This window comes from Alcaligenes sp. EGD-AK7 (assembly GCF_000465875.3).
In the GTDB taxonomy this organism is placed as follows: domain Bacteria; phylum Pseudomonadota; class Gammaproteobacteria; order Burkholderiales; family Burkholderiaceae_B; genus Alcaligenes; species Alcaligenes phenolicus.
Window position 1 is genome coordinate 21,608 of sequence record NZ_AVOG02000004.1, and the last position, 17,948, is coordinate 39,555.

Sequence of the window (17,948 nt, forward strand, 5' to 3'; positions counted from 1 at the left end):
GATGATTTTTCTCGCGATTGTGAGTAATACTAAGACAGTTCCAGCAGGATCTGAGCTCGGAAAACTAGGGCTTATCACCTATACCCAATTTGATTTTCAGGACAGATCTCCTGGGGCAGGCAGCACCCGCAGCATCATGAGCCACGGTGAGGAGCACCTCACGCACCGACAAACCCGGAACGATGCCTGCATTCCTGTCCTCATGTCGCATTTAACAAGCGCAGCACAACGATGCGCAGGCGGTATTCAAGCCAGCGCTGCATCACCTGTTTGGACGAAGAGCTTTCGTCTGGCATCACAAGAAGAAATAGAGCGTTTGAAACCGGGGAGTCACTGCTCCAGTCCAGAACTCATCTATCACTCGCAAACGAAAAACGCCCCGACAAAAAAACTATCTTTCATCGTCATGCGGGGCAAATTAAAGGAGGCAATATGAACCACTCAACATTGAACTTTGATCGCTATCCACAGCAACCGCACGGTGGAACACTGGTCAACCAGGTTGTCCCGGAGGATCGCGTCAAGGACGAGATCGAACGTGCGCGCACCCTGCCCAGCATCCGCGTGGATCTGGAAGCCGTCATCACCATCGAGATGATTGCTACGGGCGTGCTCTCCCCCAACAAAGGCTTCATGAACGAGGCCGACTACAACTCCGTGCTCAAAGAGGGTCGTTTGAGTAATGGTGTGGTGTGGCCTGTGCCGCTGAGCTTCGCCCCGATTGGCGATCGCAACCGCGACATTATTAAAGGACTTTCGGTCGGCTCTGAAGTGGCGCTGACCAATAGCGACAACGAGCCGGTAGCCATCCTGAGCATCGAGGACATCTTTTCCTACGACAAGGAGCAGCGCGCTCAGCAACTGTTTGGCACCACGGACAGAAATCACCCCGGTGTGGACTCCATTTACCGCCGCATGGGCGATGTGTCCCTAGGCGGGACCTTGCACCTGCTGCAGCGTGTGGACTGGGGCCCGTTCGAAAAGCTGCGCCGCGAACCCAAAGACACCTGGCGCCTGTTCTACGAAGAAAAGAAATTCAATTCCGTGGCAGGCTTTATCACCGGTGCGAATCCGCTGCACCGAGGCCACGAGTACATTCACCGCAATGCGCTGGAAGGGATTGATGGCCTGTTCCTGCAACCATTGGTGGAAATGGCCAAGCGTGAATACGTGCGCCACGAATTCCGCATGATGGCCTACCGAAATGTGCTGGATACCTACTACCCCAAGGACCGTGCCATCCTGTCACCGTTGCGCGTCACCTATATTTTTGCTGGCCCTCGCGAAACCATTTTGCATGCCCTGATCATGAAGAACTATGGGTGCACCCACGCCTTGATTGGTCGGGATCACGCCGGGATTGGCAGTTACTACGACAAGTACGCCAGCCACAGCATTTTCGATCAGTTCAGCCCCAAGGAAATGGGCATTGATGTGCGCCTGTTCCATGAAGTGTTTTATTGCACACGCTGCGCCTGCCATGCCACTTCCGAGACCTGCCCGCACGATGATCGCTTCAGGCTGACCATCTCCGGCACCGGCATTCGCGAGATGCTGCGTCACGGCATCATGCCACCCAAAGAAATCTGCCGCCCTGAATCCATTCTGCCGGCCATGCAAGGCGTACAGCCCAAAGGACTGTGCGAGGCAGGCGAAGCCATCCAGCCCGTCAGTAAAGTGATCCAGAGCATGTTCCCCTACTACACCCAGTACACCCGTCTGGGCGGGGCCAAGCGTAGTGAACCGCTGGATCCATCTCAGCTGACGGTGCGCGATCTGGAAATCGCCAGCCACGACGTGCGGCACCATGCGGGAGATATCTACAACGGGGTGTACACCGAGTACAGCGCCGTGGTGGATCACAACCGCAATATGCAAGCCGCCTGGATTGAGGATGCACGTGCTGCCCTGCGCTTCCAGCAAGAGCGTCTGATCAGCGATCTGGAAGAAAAGCAGCAGCAAGCACCGGAAGAAGCCTCGGACGAGTTCATGTATCAGGACAAGCAGGAAGTCGTGCGCGAGCTGCATTCGGCCCGCAGCCTGCTGGATGATATTCCGACCGTGATTTCTGCCAAGCAGTTGACCACACGCACCTGGAACGTCCTGCCTTACCAGCGCTATCGTGGGGCGGATAAGGAATAAGGCTCTATCCAGCTTCCCCCTGAACAGAAAAAGCCCCTGACCTTAACAAGATCAGGGGCTTTTTCATCACGAAGTCTGCCCGAAGGCAGACTCAAACTGTCCAGAATCTGCTTAACAGACCTCTTCCAGATTGACCTCATTCACAGGCATCAGGCGGCGGTAGAAAGTAGGCAGAGCAAACAAGGCACCATGAATGTCAGCGTTGTAGAACTGCAGGGAATCCTGGTTCTCGTTGCTCATACGCTGCTCCAGTCGTTCCTGGATTTGATCGGCGGAGAAAGCACGCGGGTTCAGCTCGTCGGAGGCAATTGCCAGCCCCCAGTAAGAGCCGTACAGCGGGATATGCAGACCGTAGCCATGCACTTGTGCAAACACACTGGCCAGGGATTCGCTCAGGTTCTTGACCTGCTGACTTTCGTGGAAAGGCGAACCCAGGTGCAATACCAAAGCACCACCACTTGCCAGCGCACGTTTGCAGGACTCAAAGAAGGCAGTCGTGTACAAGGGGCCGGCCGGAGTTTCGGGGTCGGTCAGGTCCAGATAGATCAAGTCAAAGCGTTCCTGTGTATTGGCCAGGAACTTCGCGCCGTCTTCGATCTGAATTTGTACACGCGGGTTATCAAACGCCCCCTTGTGAATGGACTGCAAGTGCTCGCGGGCCACCTCGATCACCTCCCCATCCAGCTCAACCAGAGAGACTCGCTCCAGGCTGGGGTACTTCAGCAGTTCTTCCAGGGCTCCACCATCCCCACCGCCCACAATCAGGGCACGACGTGGATTCGGGTGAGACATAGCGGCCGGGTGAATCAGACCTTCGTGGTAGAAAAATTCTTCGGCCTCGGAAGTCATCATGCAACCGTCCAGGCGCAAGGTCTTACCCAAGGTTTCGGAACGCAGCAACTCCAGACGCTGAAAAGCAGTCTGGCGCTCCAGCAAGCGCTCGGTGAAGCGAAAGCCGTACAGCGCATCCTGATTCAGGTTTTCCGTCAGCAGTTCACCAGCATGGGCCGGGCCATCGGCCTCGCCACGCCACAAGCGATTACGCTGGGCCTGACCGGGCTTGAAAGCCTGCTCAATACCGTCAATCAGGCGGGTCGCCTTGCCGGAATTGTCCTGCATGAAATTGCAGACATAAACGTCCAGCGTCACGCCACCACGCTCTGGCCAGGTATGGATGGCCAAGTGAGACTCGGCCAATAACAGTACCCCGGTAACACCACCAGGCTGCCCTTCAAATTCGGGAAATGCCTGCCACTCCTCACCAACAATCGTCAGCCCTGCATCAATAGTCTGCTGACGGCAAAAATCCGCCAGTTTCTGGGCATCGATCAGCAGCTCCGGGCTGCATGCACATTGGTAAAGGTCTGCGGTCAAGTGCAAGCCTTGCATAATCGTGTGCTCCTTTAACAGATTTTGCGCTCCCTACCAACGAGACGACCGCAACGTAAAAACTTCAAAGCGAGGTGCACCTGGAATGGCGATCACCTCGCTTCATCGAAAAGAGCGCAAATTGTACCTTATATCAAACTTAAATATATGAAAATAACCCTATTTAAGGGAAGATTAAGGTATATACGACGCGGAAGGCAGCAGAACCAATTCCATGACCAAATGCGCTCCTGGACCCGGACGGTCCTTGAAATAGACTCTGCCCCCGTGGTGGTGAACAATCGAGCGCAAAATGGACAAGCCCAGACCGCTTCCTTGCACCTGTTGGCCGGGCAGGCGATAGAACTTGTCAAAGACCTTCTCTTTATAGAGCGGATCAATTCCCGGCCCTTGGTCCAGGACCTCTATCCGAGCCCAACCGGTTTCGCCCGGCTGCAAGCGCAGGGTCACCATGGTGTCCGGCGCGGAGTACTTCAGGGCATTTTCCAGCGCATTGCGCAAAGCCACCAATAAAGGAACGATATCCACCTTGGCCCACAAGCCATACTCGGGCACATCCAGGTAAATGCGGTGGCGCTGTTCGTGAAAGGGGCGCAGACTCAGGCGCAGCACGGCACGCAAATCGGACTCGCGCCATTCCTGCATGCTCGTGCCCTCATACTCCATGCGATTCAAGCGCGTCAAATCGTCCAGCAGCACATCAACGCCACGAACCTTTTCATGTAATTGAGAGTAGATCTTGCTAGCCCAGGCTGACGGGGTTGTCTCCAGTTGCAGCAATTGGATATAGCCGCTGATGGCGGCCAGCGGGGAGCGTATTTCATGGGCAGCCATGGCAAAACAGTCAGCACGATCGCGCTCCTGTTGCATTTTTGTGCTGACATCGCGAATCATCAACAAAGTTGCGCTGTCTGAATCGGAGGCCGCATAGGCATGAAACTCCAGGGCGCGGGCCTGTTCCCCTTCCCCATCCCGGTGCACATAGTAAAAAGGATTTTTTTCGCGGTTAATAACCCGACTAATCCCAGGGAGCAAATACGCTAAATCTGCCCGTATTCCCTTTTCCAGATTCTGGAAAAAATCGATTAAATCATCGTTGTCATTGGCCAATTCCGGCGTATCCAGCAAACGCCGCATGGCCCGATTACAACCCTCAATTCGCCCACAGGAATCGAACATGACAATGGCATCGGGCAAGGCATCCAGCATTTGCTCAAAGCGATGTGCTTTTTCATAAGCCTGTCCCGGCCATTTAAGCACGCTCGCTCGGTCAAACAAACGTTGCCCGATCAAAAAACTGGTAAATAGTGTGAGCAACAAGCCAATCCCCTATTTTCGTCCCAAAACAAGCACCAGGCCTGCCTCAGTGTGGTTTCAATCTCCATGCGACAAAAATCCAGTCCAGCGGATAAACCAAGCATTTTTCTAGATGGGATTACTGATCTGCCAATGCCTTTGCATCAGCCTGGGTGAAAAAACGGTTAATCGCCTAATAAAGAAATTTCATAACAATCAGGCGGAACAATAAGAAAGGGATTAGTACTTTTTAAAAGTTTTACTCCAAAACCACCGCCCATACTGCTTAACGGCAGAAACGGCCTTATCATAAGGCGCATAAATTTTCTTTGAGGAAACAAGGGGGCTTGTACAAAATGGATTCCTATTTATTTCATAAAGACTGACCAGGATCAAGACTAACGATAAAAACAAGTGCTAGGGTGCTAACACCGTTTTTCTTGGCCCGACAAGCCGAGCACCGCCCGGACCCGCCCGTAACATCAACACTTATAAGTGTGTTCAGCTCCCCACACTGGGCCCGTCCGGTAACACGACAGCGCAAGGGATACGCGTAAAATCAGCAAGGCGAGTCCAGGTTCACAGGCCCGCCCGATTGAAGTGAGTCCCTGATGAAGCATGAACATCTGAAAATCGGAGATATTAGAAGCATGTGTGTCGAATACTCTGCCTATCACTTGGCGTGAACAGGCCACTTCCCATTGCCATTAGTAGTATTTCTGTACTTACTAATACCGTCTCTACACTCTGCACTGCTACATCGGGGCCCATAGCCTTTCTTTCCCCGGTCTGGCCTGCTTTCATTTTGTTGACTCCATGAACGACGCCGTTTACTCCACTCGGCAGGCTGCTGATTTACTAGGTGTGTCTGTACGCACCGTACAACTTTGGGTAGAAGCCGGGACCCTGAAAGCCTGGAAAACCCAAGGCGGGCACCGTCGCATCGACCGCGATTCCGTACAAGCCATCTTGCAAGAGCGCCGTGGGCAAACCAGCCCCCCCACGCCTGATGTTCCGATCACTCCCAGCCTACCTGTTTGCAGCGGTGAACCCTGCCTGCGCGTACTGGTCGTTGAAGACGACCTGGATTTGCTGGCGATTTACCGCATGGCCATGGAACATCTGCCCTTCCCGGTCGAATTGCGCTGCGAGCAAGATGGCCTGAAAGGTCTGATTGCTGCCGGCAATTTCTACCCCGATGTGCTGATCGTGGACCTGAACCTGCCCAAACTGGATGGTTTTGCCATGCTCAAGGCGCTGGCCGATGCCCCTGAAACCGAACATACCCAGATTTATGTGATTTCTGCATTGAGCGCCGCCGATATTCACGCGCGTGGCGGTCTGCCCGGCAAAGCAACAGCCCTGACCAAGCCCATTCCCATTGCCCTGCTCCTGCAACTGCTCAGCGAAGCCTTCCACGCCCAGTACCTGCCCTCCTGAGCACGTCCTCTGCCCTTTATCAGCCAGGATCAATTTTTTCAATTTCGATCTTTTTGTGACAAAAATTTTCATTTGATTATCATTTTTTTATTTTTAGACATAAAAAACGAATCAAATGATACTATTCACGAAAATTCACAACAAGAAATTGATCCGTTTATCTCGAGTCTTTTGCTGATACAAAAATACAAAGGGAAAGGCTATGCGCAAGAACCTACCAATTACCGGCATCGAAACCGAGCTGCTGGACGAGCAATATCTCATTTCCAAAACTGACCTGGCCGGCCGCATCATTTATGCGAACCCGGCCTTTGTCGAGGTGAGCGGGTTTAGTCGGGAAGAATTGATTGGCGAGCCGCACAATATCGTGCGTCACCCCGATATGCCATCCGAAGTTTTTGCAGATTTGTGGCATACCTTAAAACAGGGACGTTCGTGGGTGGGGGTGGTAAAGAATCGCCGTAAGGACGGCGGTTTTTATTGGGTCCTGGCCCATGCCAGTCCCATTATTGAACAAGGGGAATTAACCGGCTTTGCGTCGGTTCGTGTGCGCGCAAAACCTCAGGATATTCAAGCAGCTGAACAGTTTTATCAGGAATTGCGCGAAGGCCGAAATCGTTCCCGAACGATACGCGCTGGCCAAATTACGGCTCGCAGCTGGCGTCGCCCTTTTGCCGGCCTTCGTTTCCTGGCTGGTCCCAGTTTATTGGCCGCCTTTTTACGAAAAGGCCTGTTGAATCTGGGTATTACCGGCGGGATTATTGCCATGATCCTGAATACGGAAATGCCACAGCAAAGCATGATCCTCCTGGCCAGTTCTCTGGGGGTGGGGACACTGATGATTTTGGGGTATCAGGCCGTGCTGATGCGACGGGTTTTGGGATCGTTTAAAACGGCCACGCACATCGCCCAACAAATTGCCGCAGGCAACCTGACAGTCAACACACGCGGGCCCGCTGTAAAGAAGCTGGAAACGCTGGGCCAGAATCTGGATCTGATGCGTAAGAGCCTGATGAGCATTAGTACCGACGTGGACCATAGCTGCAGCAACAATCAAATGGTGTCACGCAAACTCTCGGATAACAGCGCCCTGCTGGAAGCACGCACTCAAGAGCAAGCGGCGTCCATGCAGCAGACCACTGCCAGTATGAGCTCCTTTGGGCAAGCCGTTCTACAGACCGCGGAAAACGCCAAGGCCAGCCACGAACTGGCTAGCCGCAGCGCGGATATCGCGGGTCGCGGGAACGATGCGGTTCAGAAAGTCAGCTCATCCATGCAGCAGATTCTGGAAAGCTCGCAGCATATCGGCAATATCGTGTCGATGATCAATAACATCGCCTTTCAGACCAATATCCTGTCGATCAACGCCTCAATTGAATCGGCCCGCGCCGGAGAGGCCGGTAAAGGCTTTGCGGTGGTTGCCTCTGCCGTGCGTTCGCTGGCTCAGCAAGCGGCTCAAGCGGCCGATGAAATCAAGCAACTGGTCACCGAAACCCAAACCCTCAGTGCTGAAGGTGCCACCCACGCCGCCCATGCGGGGCAGACCATGCAGGAAATCCTGACATCCGTGTCTGAGGTTGCGGGTTTGATGGGTGAGATTTCTGCTGCCACCAGCGAGCAGAGCATCGGTTTGGGCCAGTTGACCCAGGCCTTGAAACAGGTGGACCAAATCACCAGCGACAATGCCGCTCTGGTCCATGACTTGAGTGAAACAGCGCAGGAACTGAACCAGAATGGGGCTGAACTGCAAGAGGCTATCAGTGTCCTGAATCATGGAGAAAGTGCACATACCCACCCACCCACTCGCTCTGCTGCCCCCTTGATCCTGGCCCCGGTTGTGAAAATGGACGCCGCTCGTCGCAAACCGGCCCACCCAGGCCGACTACGACAATTGGCATCCAGTACCTGAGTTCGCTAAAAGCCCAGGCTTTCAGCCCCTCCCAACAAGGCCAGCACACCCAGCACGGCAAAGATACAGGCAGCAATCCGGTGTACCAACTGAGTCGGCAAACGGCGGGCAATGCGCTCGCCAAACAAAACGGCAGGTGCGTTGGCCAACATCATGCCCAAGGTCGTGCCCAGCACCACCAAACCGAACTCTTGATATTTAGCAGCCAAAGCGACCGTCGCAATCTGTGTCTTGTCGCCCATCTCGGCCAGGAAGAATGTCACCAGCGTGGTGCCAAAAACACCAAAACGCGTACGGGTGGCTTCGGCATCATCGATCTTGTCAGGAATCAGAATCCAGATGGCCATGGCCAGAAAGGAAATACCCAGCACCCAACGCAGCACTTCCGGATCCAGCAAAGCGGGAACCCAAGCACCAATGGCGCCAGCCAGACCGTGATTAACTAAGGTTGCTATGAAAATAGCGAGAATGATGGGCCAAGGGCGTTTATAGCGGGCTGCAAGAATAAAGGCCAACAACTGGGTTTTGTCCCCAATTTCTGCCAAGGCAACCACACCCGTGGAGATAAACAACGCTTCCATAACAACTCCTGGCCGGATAAGAGACAGATGACCACAAACCCTCCCGGCCAAACGCGAAGGTCCATGGTCAAAAGTCTTGCCAGGCTAAGTTGCTATCAGCGCCATGACCCTGTGTAGGTCAAGTATGTTGACGCTGATCTTCGGTAAACCGAAGCGGCTACTCCCTAATGACGAAGCGCATCGTAGCCCAGATTAAGACGCCTGTCCAATCGGGGCTTTTCAACGCACAAGAAGTACACTTGCTTATTTTCACGCTTTCACCAGACGCATGACCGCCCAAAATCCAGCATCGGCTCAGCCCAACACCTACCAGCGCTATGTGCTGCTGTATCTGTTATTCATGATTTTGCTGTGGACCGTTTTGATGGCGATTAGCCATAAAGCCCCCGATCTGGACGGCATGGAAGAACTGGTCTGGTCGGCCAGTTTCGAGCTGGGCTATTTGAAGCATCCCCCCTTTCCAGCGTGGGTGATGGCCGCCTTGACCAGCGTAGTCGGACGCCCGGCATGGCTGACCTTTGCCGCGGGCATGACAGCTTCGGTGCTGGGGCTATGGTTTATCTGGAAACTGGCCTGCGAATTCCTGAACCCCGAACGCGCCTTCATGGTCTTGCTGATCAGTTCTGTCAGTATTTACTTTTCCTTGCGCGGCACCATTTTTAATCACAACACGGCACAACTGTGGTCCGTAACCGCCGCGACCTGGTTTTTCTATCGCGCCAGCCGCGACCAGAAACCGGCAGACTGGTTATGGCTGGGCGCCGTCGCTGCGCTGTCTACGGTCACCAAATACAGTGCCGTGATTCTGTTCACCGCCTTCTTTTTGTATTTCCTGCGCAGCGGTATGTGGCGTCAGCGGCAGACCTGGATAGGGCTGGGCTTGGCCCTGCTTGCCTATGTGCTGGTCTTGTCGCCCCATCTGTACTGGCTGGTGAAGCACGACTTCGCCCCCTTCCGCTATATGGACGGCTCGCTGGAAACACATACCCGCTGGGAGGCCTACAAGGAACTGCTGGCGTTTAGCCTGGACCAGCTGGGGCGACTAAGCCCCATGGTTGTGGCCATGATTGCGCTGGGCATCTGGAATCGTCGCGCCAGGAAAAAGCTGGCCCCATCCGACACGGCCTTGCAAAACAAGCAACGCTATGCCGATGATATTTCCCGCAGCGACAAGCAATTCCTGCTGTGGGTGGGCCTGACTCCCATCATCAGCACGGTCTTGATTTCAGCCATCATGGGCACCCGTCTGGTCGCTTCCTGGGCCACCACTTTTTTTGTTTTGTATGGCTTTTTTGCTCTTTGGCTCATGCACGGCAAGGACAAGATCCAGCTGCGGCGCGTGGCTATTATTGTGATCGTGTTGCAGATATTGCTGGCATCGGGCTACGCCTTGGCTCGTGGCCCATTGGCCTGGCATAAAGGTCGGGACTCTCGCTCCACCTTCCCCGGCCCGGAAGTATCTGCCCAAATGCAAGCCATCTGGAACGAACACATGCCCGGCATCCCACTTAAAGTCGTCGTAGCCGATACCTGGCTAGGCGGCAATATTGCCGTTCATGCCGGCCAGGATGTGATGGTCTTTATTGATGCTGACCCGGCTGCTTCACCTTGGCTGACACTACCGCAGGATATGGAATGCGGCGCTCTGATTGTTTACAGCATCCAGACCCGTGGGAAACCTCCTGCATCCTTGTTCCAGCTGTACGAGCAAGCTCCTATCAAGGGGCAGGCCGAGCAGCGCTGGTCTTCCGAGCGCAGTCCCATGATTGATCTGAACTGGGCCATTCTGCCCGCACAAAGCAGTTGCCCCTTTGCAGCCACCGCCCGCTGAATCACTTAAATTTTGGGGTGATGCACCGGCAGTTGCTCACCCAGATAATCCAGAAAATGTCGGACCGCCGGGGCCATGCCTCGGCGGGAAGCAAACACAGCGTGAATAATCCCCGGCAAGGGCGCCCACTGTGGCAATACTTGCACCAGGCGTCCAGCTTTCAAGGCCTCGCAACACATATAGTCGGGCAAGATACCCACGCCTATGCCCTGCTCCACCCCTTCACGCAACGTCAGCAAATCCGAGGCCATATAGCGCGGCCTGTGCGTTACCGTCAGGCTGGCGCCCTCGGGACCATACAGCTCCCATTCGTTTTGACCTTGTCGGGCCGACATGGCCACCGTGGGCAATTTCACCAAATCAGCCGGGCCGCGCACCGGATCAAAACGCGCCAGCAGTTCAGGCTGAGCAACCAGAATCGCCCCTGTTTCACCCAGGCGCTTGACGATATAGCTCGCACTATCACTTAAGGTGCTGCGCACTCGCAAAGCCACATCAATCCCGTCCGCCACCGGATCAACCACCCGGTTGCTGACTTCCACCTCCAGCTCAACCTGAGGGTAGCGAATCAGAAACTGTGCAAACACGGTCGACAAGACCGTATGGGCCAAGGTGACCGGGCAACTGATACGCAAGAGACCACGCGGTTCTTGCTGCACTTGAGCCACCGCAGAATACGCAGCTTCGGCCTCGTCACGCATGGCTTGGCAATGGCGCAGGAACACCTCTCCAGCAGGGGTCAGAGACAGGCTGCGCGTGGTGCGTTGCAGCAGGCGCACACCGACTTCAGCCTCAAGACGGCTAAGACGTCGCGACACTCGCGATGGCGGCATGCCCAAGTGTCGGGCAGCAGCACTAAAGCCGCCACGCTGTACCACTTCGGTAAACAGCACCATGTCATTTAAGTCATACATACAGGGAAGTTTTCCAGGATTACAGACAAAAGTAGAATAATCTTTCTCAGAAAAACCGGCTTATCAAAGGTATGGGCATCAAACATAATGACACCATTCCTTCATCGCTTTGGACACCAAACATCATGAAACTGCTACACGTAGACTCCAGTATCACCGGCGCCAACTCCGTTTCCCGCGAACTTTCGCAATTTGTGGTTGATCAACTGCGCCAGCAAAATGAGCAAGTCCAAGTGGAGCATGTAGATCTGGCCCTGAACCCGCCACCTCACTTTTCGGCTGACTCCCTGGGCATGCGCCTGGGTCTGGACCCAGCCACCCTGAGCGAGCGCCAGCGTGCCGAGAACGCCATCACCGAACAATACCTGAGCCAGTTCCTGGCTTCCGATGTGGTGGTGATTGGCGCCCCCTTCTACAACTTCACCATTCCTAGCCAACTGAAAGCCTGGATGGACCGTCTGGCTCAAGCTGGCCGCACTTTCCGCTACACCAGCAATGGCCCGGAAGGTCTGGCTGGCGACAAAACGGTTTACCTGGTTCTGAGCCGTGGTGGCATCTACTCCGAATCGGAGCAAGGCCAGGCCATGGAACATCAGGAAAGCTACCTGCGTGTGATGTTCGGCTTCATGGGTGTAACGGACCTGCGTATTGTGTACGCCGAAGGTCTGGGCAAAACCCCAGAGCTGCGTGATCAGATTGTAGAGAACGCCAAGGCCAATGTCAGCGCCTTGCTGGAAAAGAGCCCTGCCTAAGACCGGGAAGGCCTGGTTCGACCAGGCCTTGGCTGTTTAGCTCTGCACAAGCAGCCACCCGCCCCTTCAGCTCTCAAGCCTGAGCAAGCAAAGATAAAGCCGGATCCCAATCCCTGTGTGGACATCGGATCCGGCTTTCTCTTTTGCGTTGCCTGCCAGCAGGCAGCACATTCTGATCGCGCTTAATCTCCACCAGAGAAAAACACAAAGGGCCATCAATTGGCCCTTTGTGTTGATACCGCGATAAGCAGGAACGAAATCGGAGCAGAATCAATTTCTGCCCGCGCGCCCCTTTTTATTCGTCTGTTTCCAGCCAGTGGCCCAAGCGCAGACGCTTGGTGTTCAGGTAAGCCTCGTTAAAGGGATTACCTTCAATTTGATGCGGCACACGCTCCACCACATCAATGCCAATTTCCTGCAGGGTTTTTACCTTGCGCGGATTATTGGTCATCAGACGCAGCTTCTGGATACCGACGTGCTCGAGCATATCCTTGCAAATATCATAGCGACGCATATCCGCAGGAAACCCCAGCTTCTCGTTGGCTTCCACCGTATCCGCCCCCTGATCTTGCAGGTTGTAGGCACGGATCTTGTTCACCAGACCAATACCCCGCCCTTCCTGGCGTAAATACATCAAGGCACCACGGCCTGCCGTAGCAATACGTTCCAGTGCCAATTGCAGTTGAGGGCCGCAATCGCAGCGCAGGCTGAACAAGGCATCGCCCGTCAGACACTCGGAGTGGACACGGGCCAGGACAGGCTCGCCGTCGGCCACATCCCCCAAGGTCAACAAGACGTGTTCTTTTTGATTGCTGCGCTCTACAAATACATGGATTTGGAATACGGCCCAGGGGGTAGGCAAACGGCTGGAGCTGACGTAGTCCAATAAAGCGCCGGGTTTGGCCTGCTGGGCAGCCAGCGGGGAGTCCGATTCTGATGCCAGTGCGGCATCCGGGATGGATTGCATAATGAGTCTCTGCTGCAACGAAGAAATGCGGCTTGGCCCCATCCGGGGCAACCTAGCAATGATAGCCCAATTCAGTCCATTTCTTTAAGCCTGAGGCAAGATGCTTTTCAGGACTAATTTCGCTTGTCCCCCTTTGACACAGACATGAAACATTCACCTTATGTGCCTATCCTTATAGCGAAAAGTTCTGCGATCCGGTATTCTACGCAACAAGAAAATACATAAAATGTTATGAAACTTACAAATACAGATGATCTATGGCGCTTTGTGTTTTTCACTGAGCCTTGATCATCCTCTTACTCGATTGATCATGCCCGCCACTAAGGTCTTTATTCGTTATGTTGTGATTGGGCTCGGCTTGGCCCTGCAACCGTTTGTCGCCCATAGTGCGGCAAGCCAGACCTGGCCCCAGCCTCCTTCTCAATTAAGTCTGGACAGCCCCTACGGCACCTTGCAAGTGAGCCAAAGCGATTATGTCTATGAAGCACAACTGCAACTGGACTCGCAAATCATCGCGCCCGAACTCAAGGGCTTGATCAATATTCCCTACGCCTTCAGACAATCCAACAACCAGACAGCGTTGATTTCGGTGGACAACGGCCTGGGGGGTTGCTCGATTTATTATCACTGGGTCACAGTGTCCTCCAAGGGCTATACCGTCTCGCCAGCGTTTGGGTCTTGCAGCGCACAAATTCGAGTACGCCACCAGGGTCAAACCCTGATCATGGAAACCCCCAGCCTGGATAATCCCACCCTGATCGACGAGTACCGTTACGACGGTCGCAAGATCAGTTTGCGCAAGCGCAAACCCCGCGCTCAATAAAAGAAGGAACCCGCGGCGGAAAACGGACTCCAAGACAACACTGACTATAATCAGATGTCTTAGTCTCTCCGGATTTTCCCCATGCAAGCCTCCTCGACTCGCCCTTTACTCATCTGGGATCTACCCACCCGCCTGTTCCACTGGCTGCTCGTGATCAGCATCGTGGGCTGTTTTGTGACGATCAAGGTTGGCGGTTTGTGGATGGACTGGCACGTACGCTTTGGCTTGCTGGCCCTGGGGCTGCTGGCATTTCGCCTGGTCTGGGGCCTGATTGGTGGTTACTACTCCCGCTTTAGCCACTTCCTGCCCAATCCTGTACGCAGCCTGCGCTACTTGCGTGACAAGCCCGCGGTTTACCCAGGCCACAACCCCATCGGTGCCTGGTCCGTCTGGATCATGTTGATTGTGTTCGGCTTTCAAGCCGTCTCGGGCCTGTTTGCCAATGACGACATCTTCACGACTGGCCCTTTGGCCTATCTGAGCAGCGACTGGTCCAAAACCCTGACGGGCCTGCACAAAGCCAATGAATGGATCATGCTGGCCATTATTGCCTTGCATATCCTGGCTATTTTCCTGTATCGCGTGTTGCGTGGTCAGAAATTAACCAGCGTCATGGTCAAGGGCAGCATGCCGGTTCCCGCCGATGCCAGCCTGCCTGCCAGCAAAGACAGCTGGAAAACCCGTTTTCTCGCTCTGATCATTGTGGCTCTGATTGCCTGGGGCGTGTACTGGATGACAGGTCTGGCACCCGTAGGCGGTGGCATGGACGACTTTATGTAAGGCCGACTTATCCCCAGAAGCTGTGAATAAACCTGGGGATAATGCGGGGACTGTTTGGGCTGAGCCGCATTTTTACTAGCCGTCTTTTAAACTGGACGGTGACTAGCCGCTTGAGCACTTCCTGCGCAGAAAGCGACGGCCTCAAGATACTTCTTAGCGCCGTCGCCAAAATCCCCACAAAACCAGAACCAGGCCCAGCACGGCGGCTAATAAACCCGCCCAGCTGAAAATAGTCAGGCCCAGCCATGCGGGACCGCGCGTAACCAGCACCGGACCCAAAATCAATACAAAAGCCGCCGTCACAATCGCAATGGCCAGACGGGTGGCTGCCTTTTCCAGCGACGAGGCCAGACGCGGCATGCCCTCGATTTGAATACGCGCCGAGATCTTTCCTTGCCGCACCCTATGCATCAACAGACGCAGCAATTGGGGCGCATCCATGGCCAACTGCCGCGACTCCAGCAAACTGCGTTGCAGGTCCGCATAAACACGACGTGGCGAGTACTGCTTGCGCATCAAGCCCATGATCACGGGCTGCGCGACTTCGACCACATCAAACTGCGGGTCCAGACGCTTCAGCACACCGTCCGCCGTGATAAAAGCCTTGAACAGCAAGGCCAGATCCGGCGGCAGAATTAAATGGTTCTCGCGCGCCAGAGCCATGAAGTCCAGCAAGGCAGCCGAGATGGACAACAGCCCACTGCTTTGTCGGGCTACATAACGCTGGGCACTTTCTTCCAGACGGCTCCAATCAAAGTCCTCTGCCCCGGACCAGTCCAGCAAGGTCGTTGCCACCCCATCTGCCTGTCCATCCACAATCGCCCGTAGCAACACCAGCAATTGCTGGCGGCGACGTTCCGTCAAATGGCCCACCAAGCCGAAATCAATAAAGGCAACCTTATTGCCCGGCAAGGCCATCATATTGCCGGGGTGCGGATCAGCATGAAACAGCCCGTCCTCCAGCACCATATGCAGGAACGCCAAGGCACCTCGGCGGGCCAATAAAGGACGATCCGCCTCAATAGCTTGCAACTGTGCCTCTTGAATGGGCGAGACCCCGGGGACAAACTCCTGCACCATGACCGTCGCGCTGGTCCACTCCATATAGACACGCGGAACCACGATGTCCTTGAAGGGCTGCATGTTCTCGCGCACCGCCAAGGTATTGGCCGCTTCGCGGGTGAAGTCCAGCTCATCGGCAATGGCTTCAGCCAGGGCACGCACGATATCGTAAGGGCGATACTCGGGCAGCAAGCCTTGTTGCTGGACCAGGCGGGCAATCTGTTTCAACAAACGCAAGTCAGCCTGAATCAGTGGCTCCAGACCAGGGCGCTGCACCTTCACCACGACTTCGGTGCCATCCAGCAAACAGGCGCGATACACCTGTGCCATGGAGGCCGAGGCCAGCACCTGGGTGTCAAAGCGCGCAAAGGCTTGCTCAACCGTTTGACCCAAAGCCTGCTCCAGCTCGGGTCTGATCGTTTCCCAAGGCACCGGCGCGGCGTGACCTTGGAGCTTCTCCAGCTCCTGCGTCCACTCCAACGACAGCAAATCATTACGTGTAGCCAGAATCTGACCCAGCTTGATAAAGGTCGGACCCAGCTCTTCCAGCGCACGTCGCAAACGTTCAGGTGCCGAGCGCTCGGGCATTTCGGCCGCCACCGAGGTCTTGTTACCGGGCAGGAGGTCCGACAAGCCCAGGCGATGCATCACATCCCCAATCCCGTATCGAGCTATAACCGCTCCAATGGCACGGACTCGTGCATGGTCGCGCAAGGCCAACAAGGTTCCTCCCAACATACTCGCTCTCCAGTAGGGTACGCTCTGAGAAAAGTAGCATACCGCAGTGTCCCGGTGACTTACTTATCCACTTATCCACATTTTCAGTGGGCAAGCTCGGGGATAGCCTTTGGACAAGTCACATTAAGCCAAGCAATTCAATGACTTGTCATGGTGGGGTAATTAACGCCCCCTACCCGTTTTCCGATGACAAGAATCGAAAATGCCCCTGCTCTATCCACGGAAATCAGAGTACATTGACGTTTTCCAATTCAAGGAGAGCGTGATGCGTCTGGATAAGTCTCGCTCCAGCCGTAATGTCGAGGACCGCCGTGCCAATGGGCCACGATTGAGCGGCGGCAAGATCGGCTTGGGGACAATCGTGCTGGCCCTGGTGGCCATGTACTTTGGGGTGGATCCCAGTGTGGTGCTGAACCTGGCCGACGACCCTACCAGCGCCCCTCAGTCTCAACCCGTTGCAGCCTCGGATGCACAGGGCCAAACTATTGCCAAGATCCTGGGCGAAACCGAGGATGTCTGGCGTGATGTTTTTGCCAAGCAAACCAATGGCAGCTACCGCGATCCCGTGCTGGTGCTGTACCGGGGCGCTACCCCGACCGCCTGCGGGGCAGGTCAATCTGCCATGGGGCCGTTTTACTGCCCTGCCGATCAAAAGCTTTATATAGACTTGGGCTTTTTCACCGAGATGGAGCAAAAGATGGGCGTCAAGGGCGACTTTGCCCCTGCCTATGTGATTGCGCATGAAGTGGGCCACCATGTTCAGAACCAGTTGGGCATGATGCGTCGTGTCGATGAAGCCCGTCGCAGCGGCTCCGCCTCCCAGGCTCGTCAAGCCTCTGTACGCCTGGAGCTTCAGGCTGATTGCTATGCCGGTATTTGGGCAAACCACGCTGACGCGCAACGCCAGATTCTGGAACCAGGCGATATTCGCTCGGCCCTGGATGCCGCTCAAGCCGTAGGCGATGACACCTTGCAAAAGCAATCGCAAGGCTATGTAGTCCCCGATTCCTTTACCCACGGCAGCTCGCAACAACGCATGGCCTGGTTCATGGAAGGCTATAAAACCGGACAGCTGAAAATGTGCGACACCTTCACCCGTCCTGACCCGGTCTCCTGATAAACGTAAAATTATGTAACCGCATCTTGCGCTAGATAATTTCCGTTCTATAATCTTTTTCTTCGCAGGAAACGGGGGTCGTTAGCTCAGTTGGTAGAGCACTGGACTCTTAATCCATTGGTCGACAGTTCGAGTCTGTCACGACCCACCAAATGTCCTGCTGCTTACGGTACACCATGCCGTAACACCGTAAATCAGCCCGCTGCT

15 protein-coding genes, 1 tRNA gene and 1 riboswitch are annotated in these 17,948 nt (G+C 54.9%); of the genes, 10 read left to right on the forward strand and 6 right to left on the reverse strand.

Annotation, left to right across the window (positions count from 1 at the left end; all coding sequences use genetic code 11):
• The first annotated feature begins 1 nt into the window (after window position 1).
• Complete coding sequence (locus tag N879_RS20380) at window positions 2–436, forward strand: hypothetical protein (RefSeq protein ID WP_152978309.1); 435 nt, start codon at window positions 2–4, stop codon at window positions 434–436.
• A complete protein-coding gene (locus tag N879_RS07055) occupies window positions 433–2,142 on the forward strand; it encodes a sulfate adenylyltransferase (protein WP_009456272.1) in 1,710 nt (569 codons plus the stop codon). The genes N879_RS20380 and N879_RS07055 overlap by 4 nt, the downstream gene beginning before the upstream one ends.
• A gap of 111 nt (window positions 2,143–2,253) precedes the next feature.
• Here the strand turns inward: N879_RS07055 and speE are convergent, their stop codons facing one another.
• Both speE and N879_RS07065 read right to left on the reverse strand, forming a co-directional pair.
• Window positions 2,254–3,531, reverse strand: coding sequence for a polyamine aminopropyltransferase (gene speE, locus N879_RS07060; protein ID WP_009456271.1), 1,278 nt, complete (start codon window positions 3,529–3,531; stop codon window positions 2,254–2,256).
• 174 nt (window positions 3,532–3,705) lie between these two features.
• On the reverse strand, window positions 3,706–4,791 hold the full coding sequence (locus N879_RS07065; protein WP_235484268.1) for a sensor histidine kinase: 1,086 nt from the start codon (window positions 4,789–4,791) through the stop codon (window positions 3,706–3,708).
• A gap of 852 nt (window positions 4,792–5,643) precedes the next feature.
• Between N879_RS07065 and N879_RS07070 the strand changes: the two genes are divergently transcribed.
• Together N879_RS07070 and N879_RS07075 are read left to right on the forward strand one after the other, a co-directional pair.
• Window positions 5,644–6,267, forward strand: a complete 624-nt coding sequence (locus N879_RS07070) for a helix-turn-helix domain-containing protein (RefSeq protein ID WP_009456265.1) — start codon at window positions 5,644–5,646, stop codon at window positions 6,265–6,267.
• Window positions 6,268–6,469: 202 nt separating this feature from the next.
• Window positions 6,470–8,176, forward strand: a complete 1,707-nt coding sequence (locus tag N879_RS07075; RefSeq protein WP_009456262.1) for a methyl-accepting chemotaxis protein — start codon at window positions 6,470–6,472, stop codon at window positions 8,174–8,176.
• 5 nt (window positions 8,177–8,181) lie between these two features.
• On the opposite strand, the gene N879_RS07080 is transcribed toward N879_RS07075, so the two are convergent.
• Complete coding sequence (locus N879_RS07080; protein ID WP_009456260.1) at window positions 8,182–8,757, reverse strand: TMEM165/GDT1 family protein; 576 nt, start codon at window positions 8,755–8,757, stop codon at window positions 8,182–8,184.
• Window positions 8,758–8,935, reverse strand: a riboswitch (yybP-ykoY riboswitch).
• Window positions 8,936–9,025: 90 nt separating this feature from the next.
• On the opposite strand from N879_RS07080, the gene N879_RS07085 reads away from it, so the two are divergent.
• The gene (locus N879_RS07085; RefSeq protein ID WP_009456254.1) at window positions 9,026–10,588 is read left to right on the forward strand and encodes a glycosyltransferase family 39 protein; all 1,563 of its coding nucleotides are present in this window, start codon (window positions 9,026–9,028) and stop codon (window positions 10,586–10,588) included.
• A 5-nt stretch (window positions 10,589–10,593) separates the two neighbouring features.
• On the opposite strand, the gene N879_RS07090 is transcribed toward N879_RS07085, so the two are convergent.
• On the reverse strand, window positions 10,594–11,502 hold the full coding sequence (locus N879_RS07090; protein WP_009456252.1) for a LysR substrate-binding domain-containing protein: 909 nt from the start codon (window positions 11,500–11,502) through the stop codon (window positions 10,594–10,596).
• 125 nt (window positions 11,503–11,627) lie between these two features.
• Between N879_RS07090 and N879_RS07095 the strand changes: the two genes are divergently transcribed.
• Window positions 11,628–12,254 (forward strand): FMN-dependent NADH-azoreductase, encoded by a 627-nt coding sequence (locus N879_RS07095; RefSeq protein ID WP_009456250.1) that lies wholly within the window; start codon window positions 11,628–11,630, stop codon window positions 12,252–12,254.
• A 295-nt stretch (window positions 12,255–12,549) separates the two neighbouring features.
• On the opposite strand, the gene ribA is transcribed toward N879_RS07095, so the two are convergent.
• Window positions 12,550–13,221: a GTP cyclohydrolase II gene (gene ribA, locus N879_RS07100; protein WP_009456248.1), complete on the reverse strand. Its 672-nt coding sequence runs from the start codon at window positions 13,219–13,221 to the stop codon at window positions 12,550–12,552.
• Between the two features lie 310 nt (window positions 13,222–13,531).
• Here ribA and N879_RS07105 point away from each other — a divergent pair, with 310 nt between their 5' ends.
• Both N879_RS07105 and N879_RS07110 read left to right on the forward strand, forming a co-directional pair.
• Entirely contained in the window at window positions 13,532–14,044 is a 513-nt protein-coding gene (locus N879_RS07105; protein ID WP_039941590.1) for a hypothetical protein, read from the forward strand.
• Between the two features lie 81 nt (window positions 14,045–14,125).
• Window positions 14,126–14,824, forward strand: coding sequence for a cytochrome b/b6 domain-containing protein (locus N879_RS07110; protein WP_009456245.1), 699 nt, complete (start codon window positions 14,126–14,128; stop codon window positions 14,822–14,824).
• A 153-nt stretch (window positions 14,825–14,977) separates the two neighbouring features.
• Here N879_RS07110 and N879_RS07115 read toward each other — a convergent pair whose 3' ends face one another.
• Window positions 14,978–16,624 (reverse strand): ABC1 kinase family protein, encoded by a 1,647-nt coding sequence (locus N879_RS07115; RefSeq protein ID WP_009456244.1) that lies wholly within the window; start codon window positions 16,622–16,624, stop codon window positions 14,978–14,980.
• Between the two features lie 265 nt (window positions 16,625–16,889).
• On the opposite strand from N879_RS07115, the gene ypfJ reads away from it, so the two are divergent.
• Together ypfJ and N879_RS07125 are read left to right on the forward strand one after the other, a co-directional pair.
• Entirely contained in the window at window positions 16,890–17,741 is an 852-nt protein-coding gene (ypfJ, locus tag N879_RS07120) for a KPN_02809 family neutral zinc metallopeptidase (RefSeq protein WP_009456235.1), read from the forward strand.
• Window positions 17,742–17,816: 75 nt separating this feature from the next.
• Window positions 17,817–17,892 (forward strand) — tRNA-Lys (locus N879_RS07125).
• Window positions 17,893–17,948: the final 56 nt, after the last annotated feature.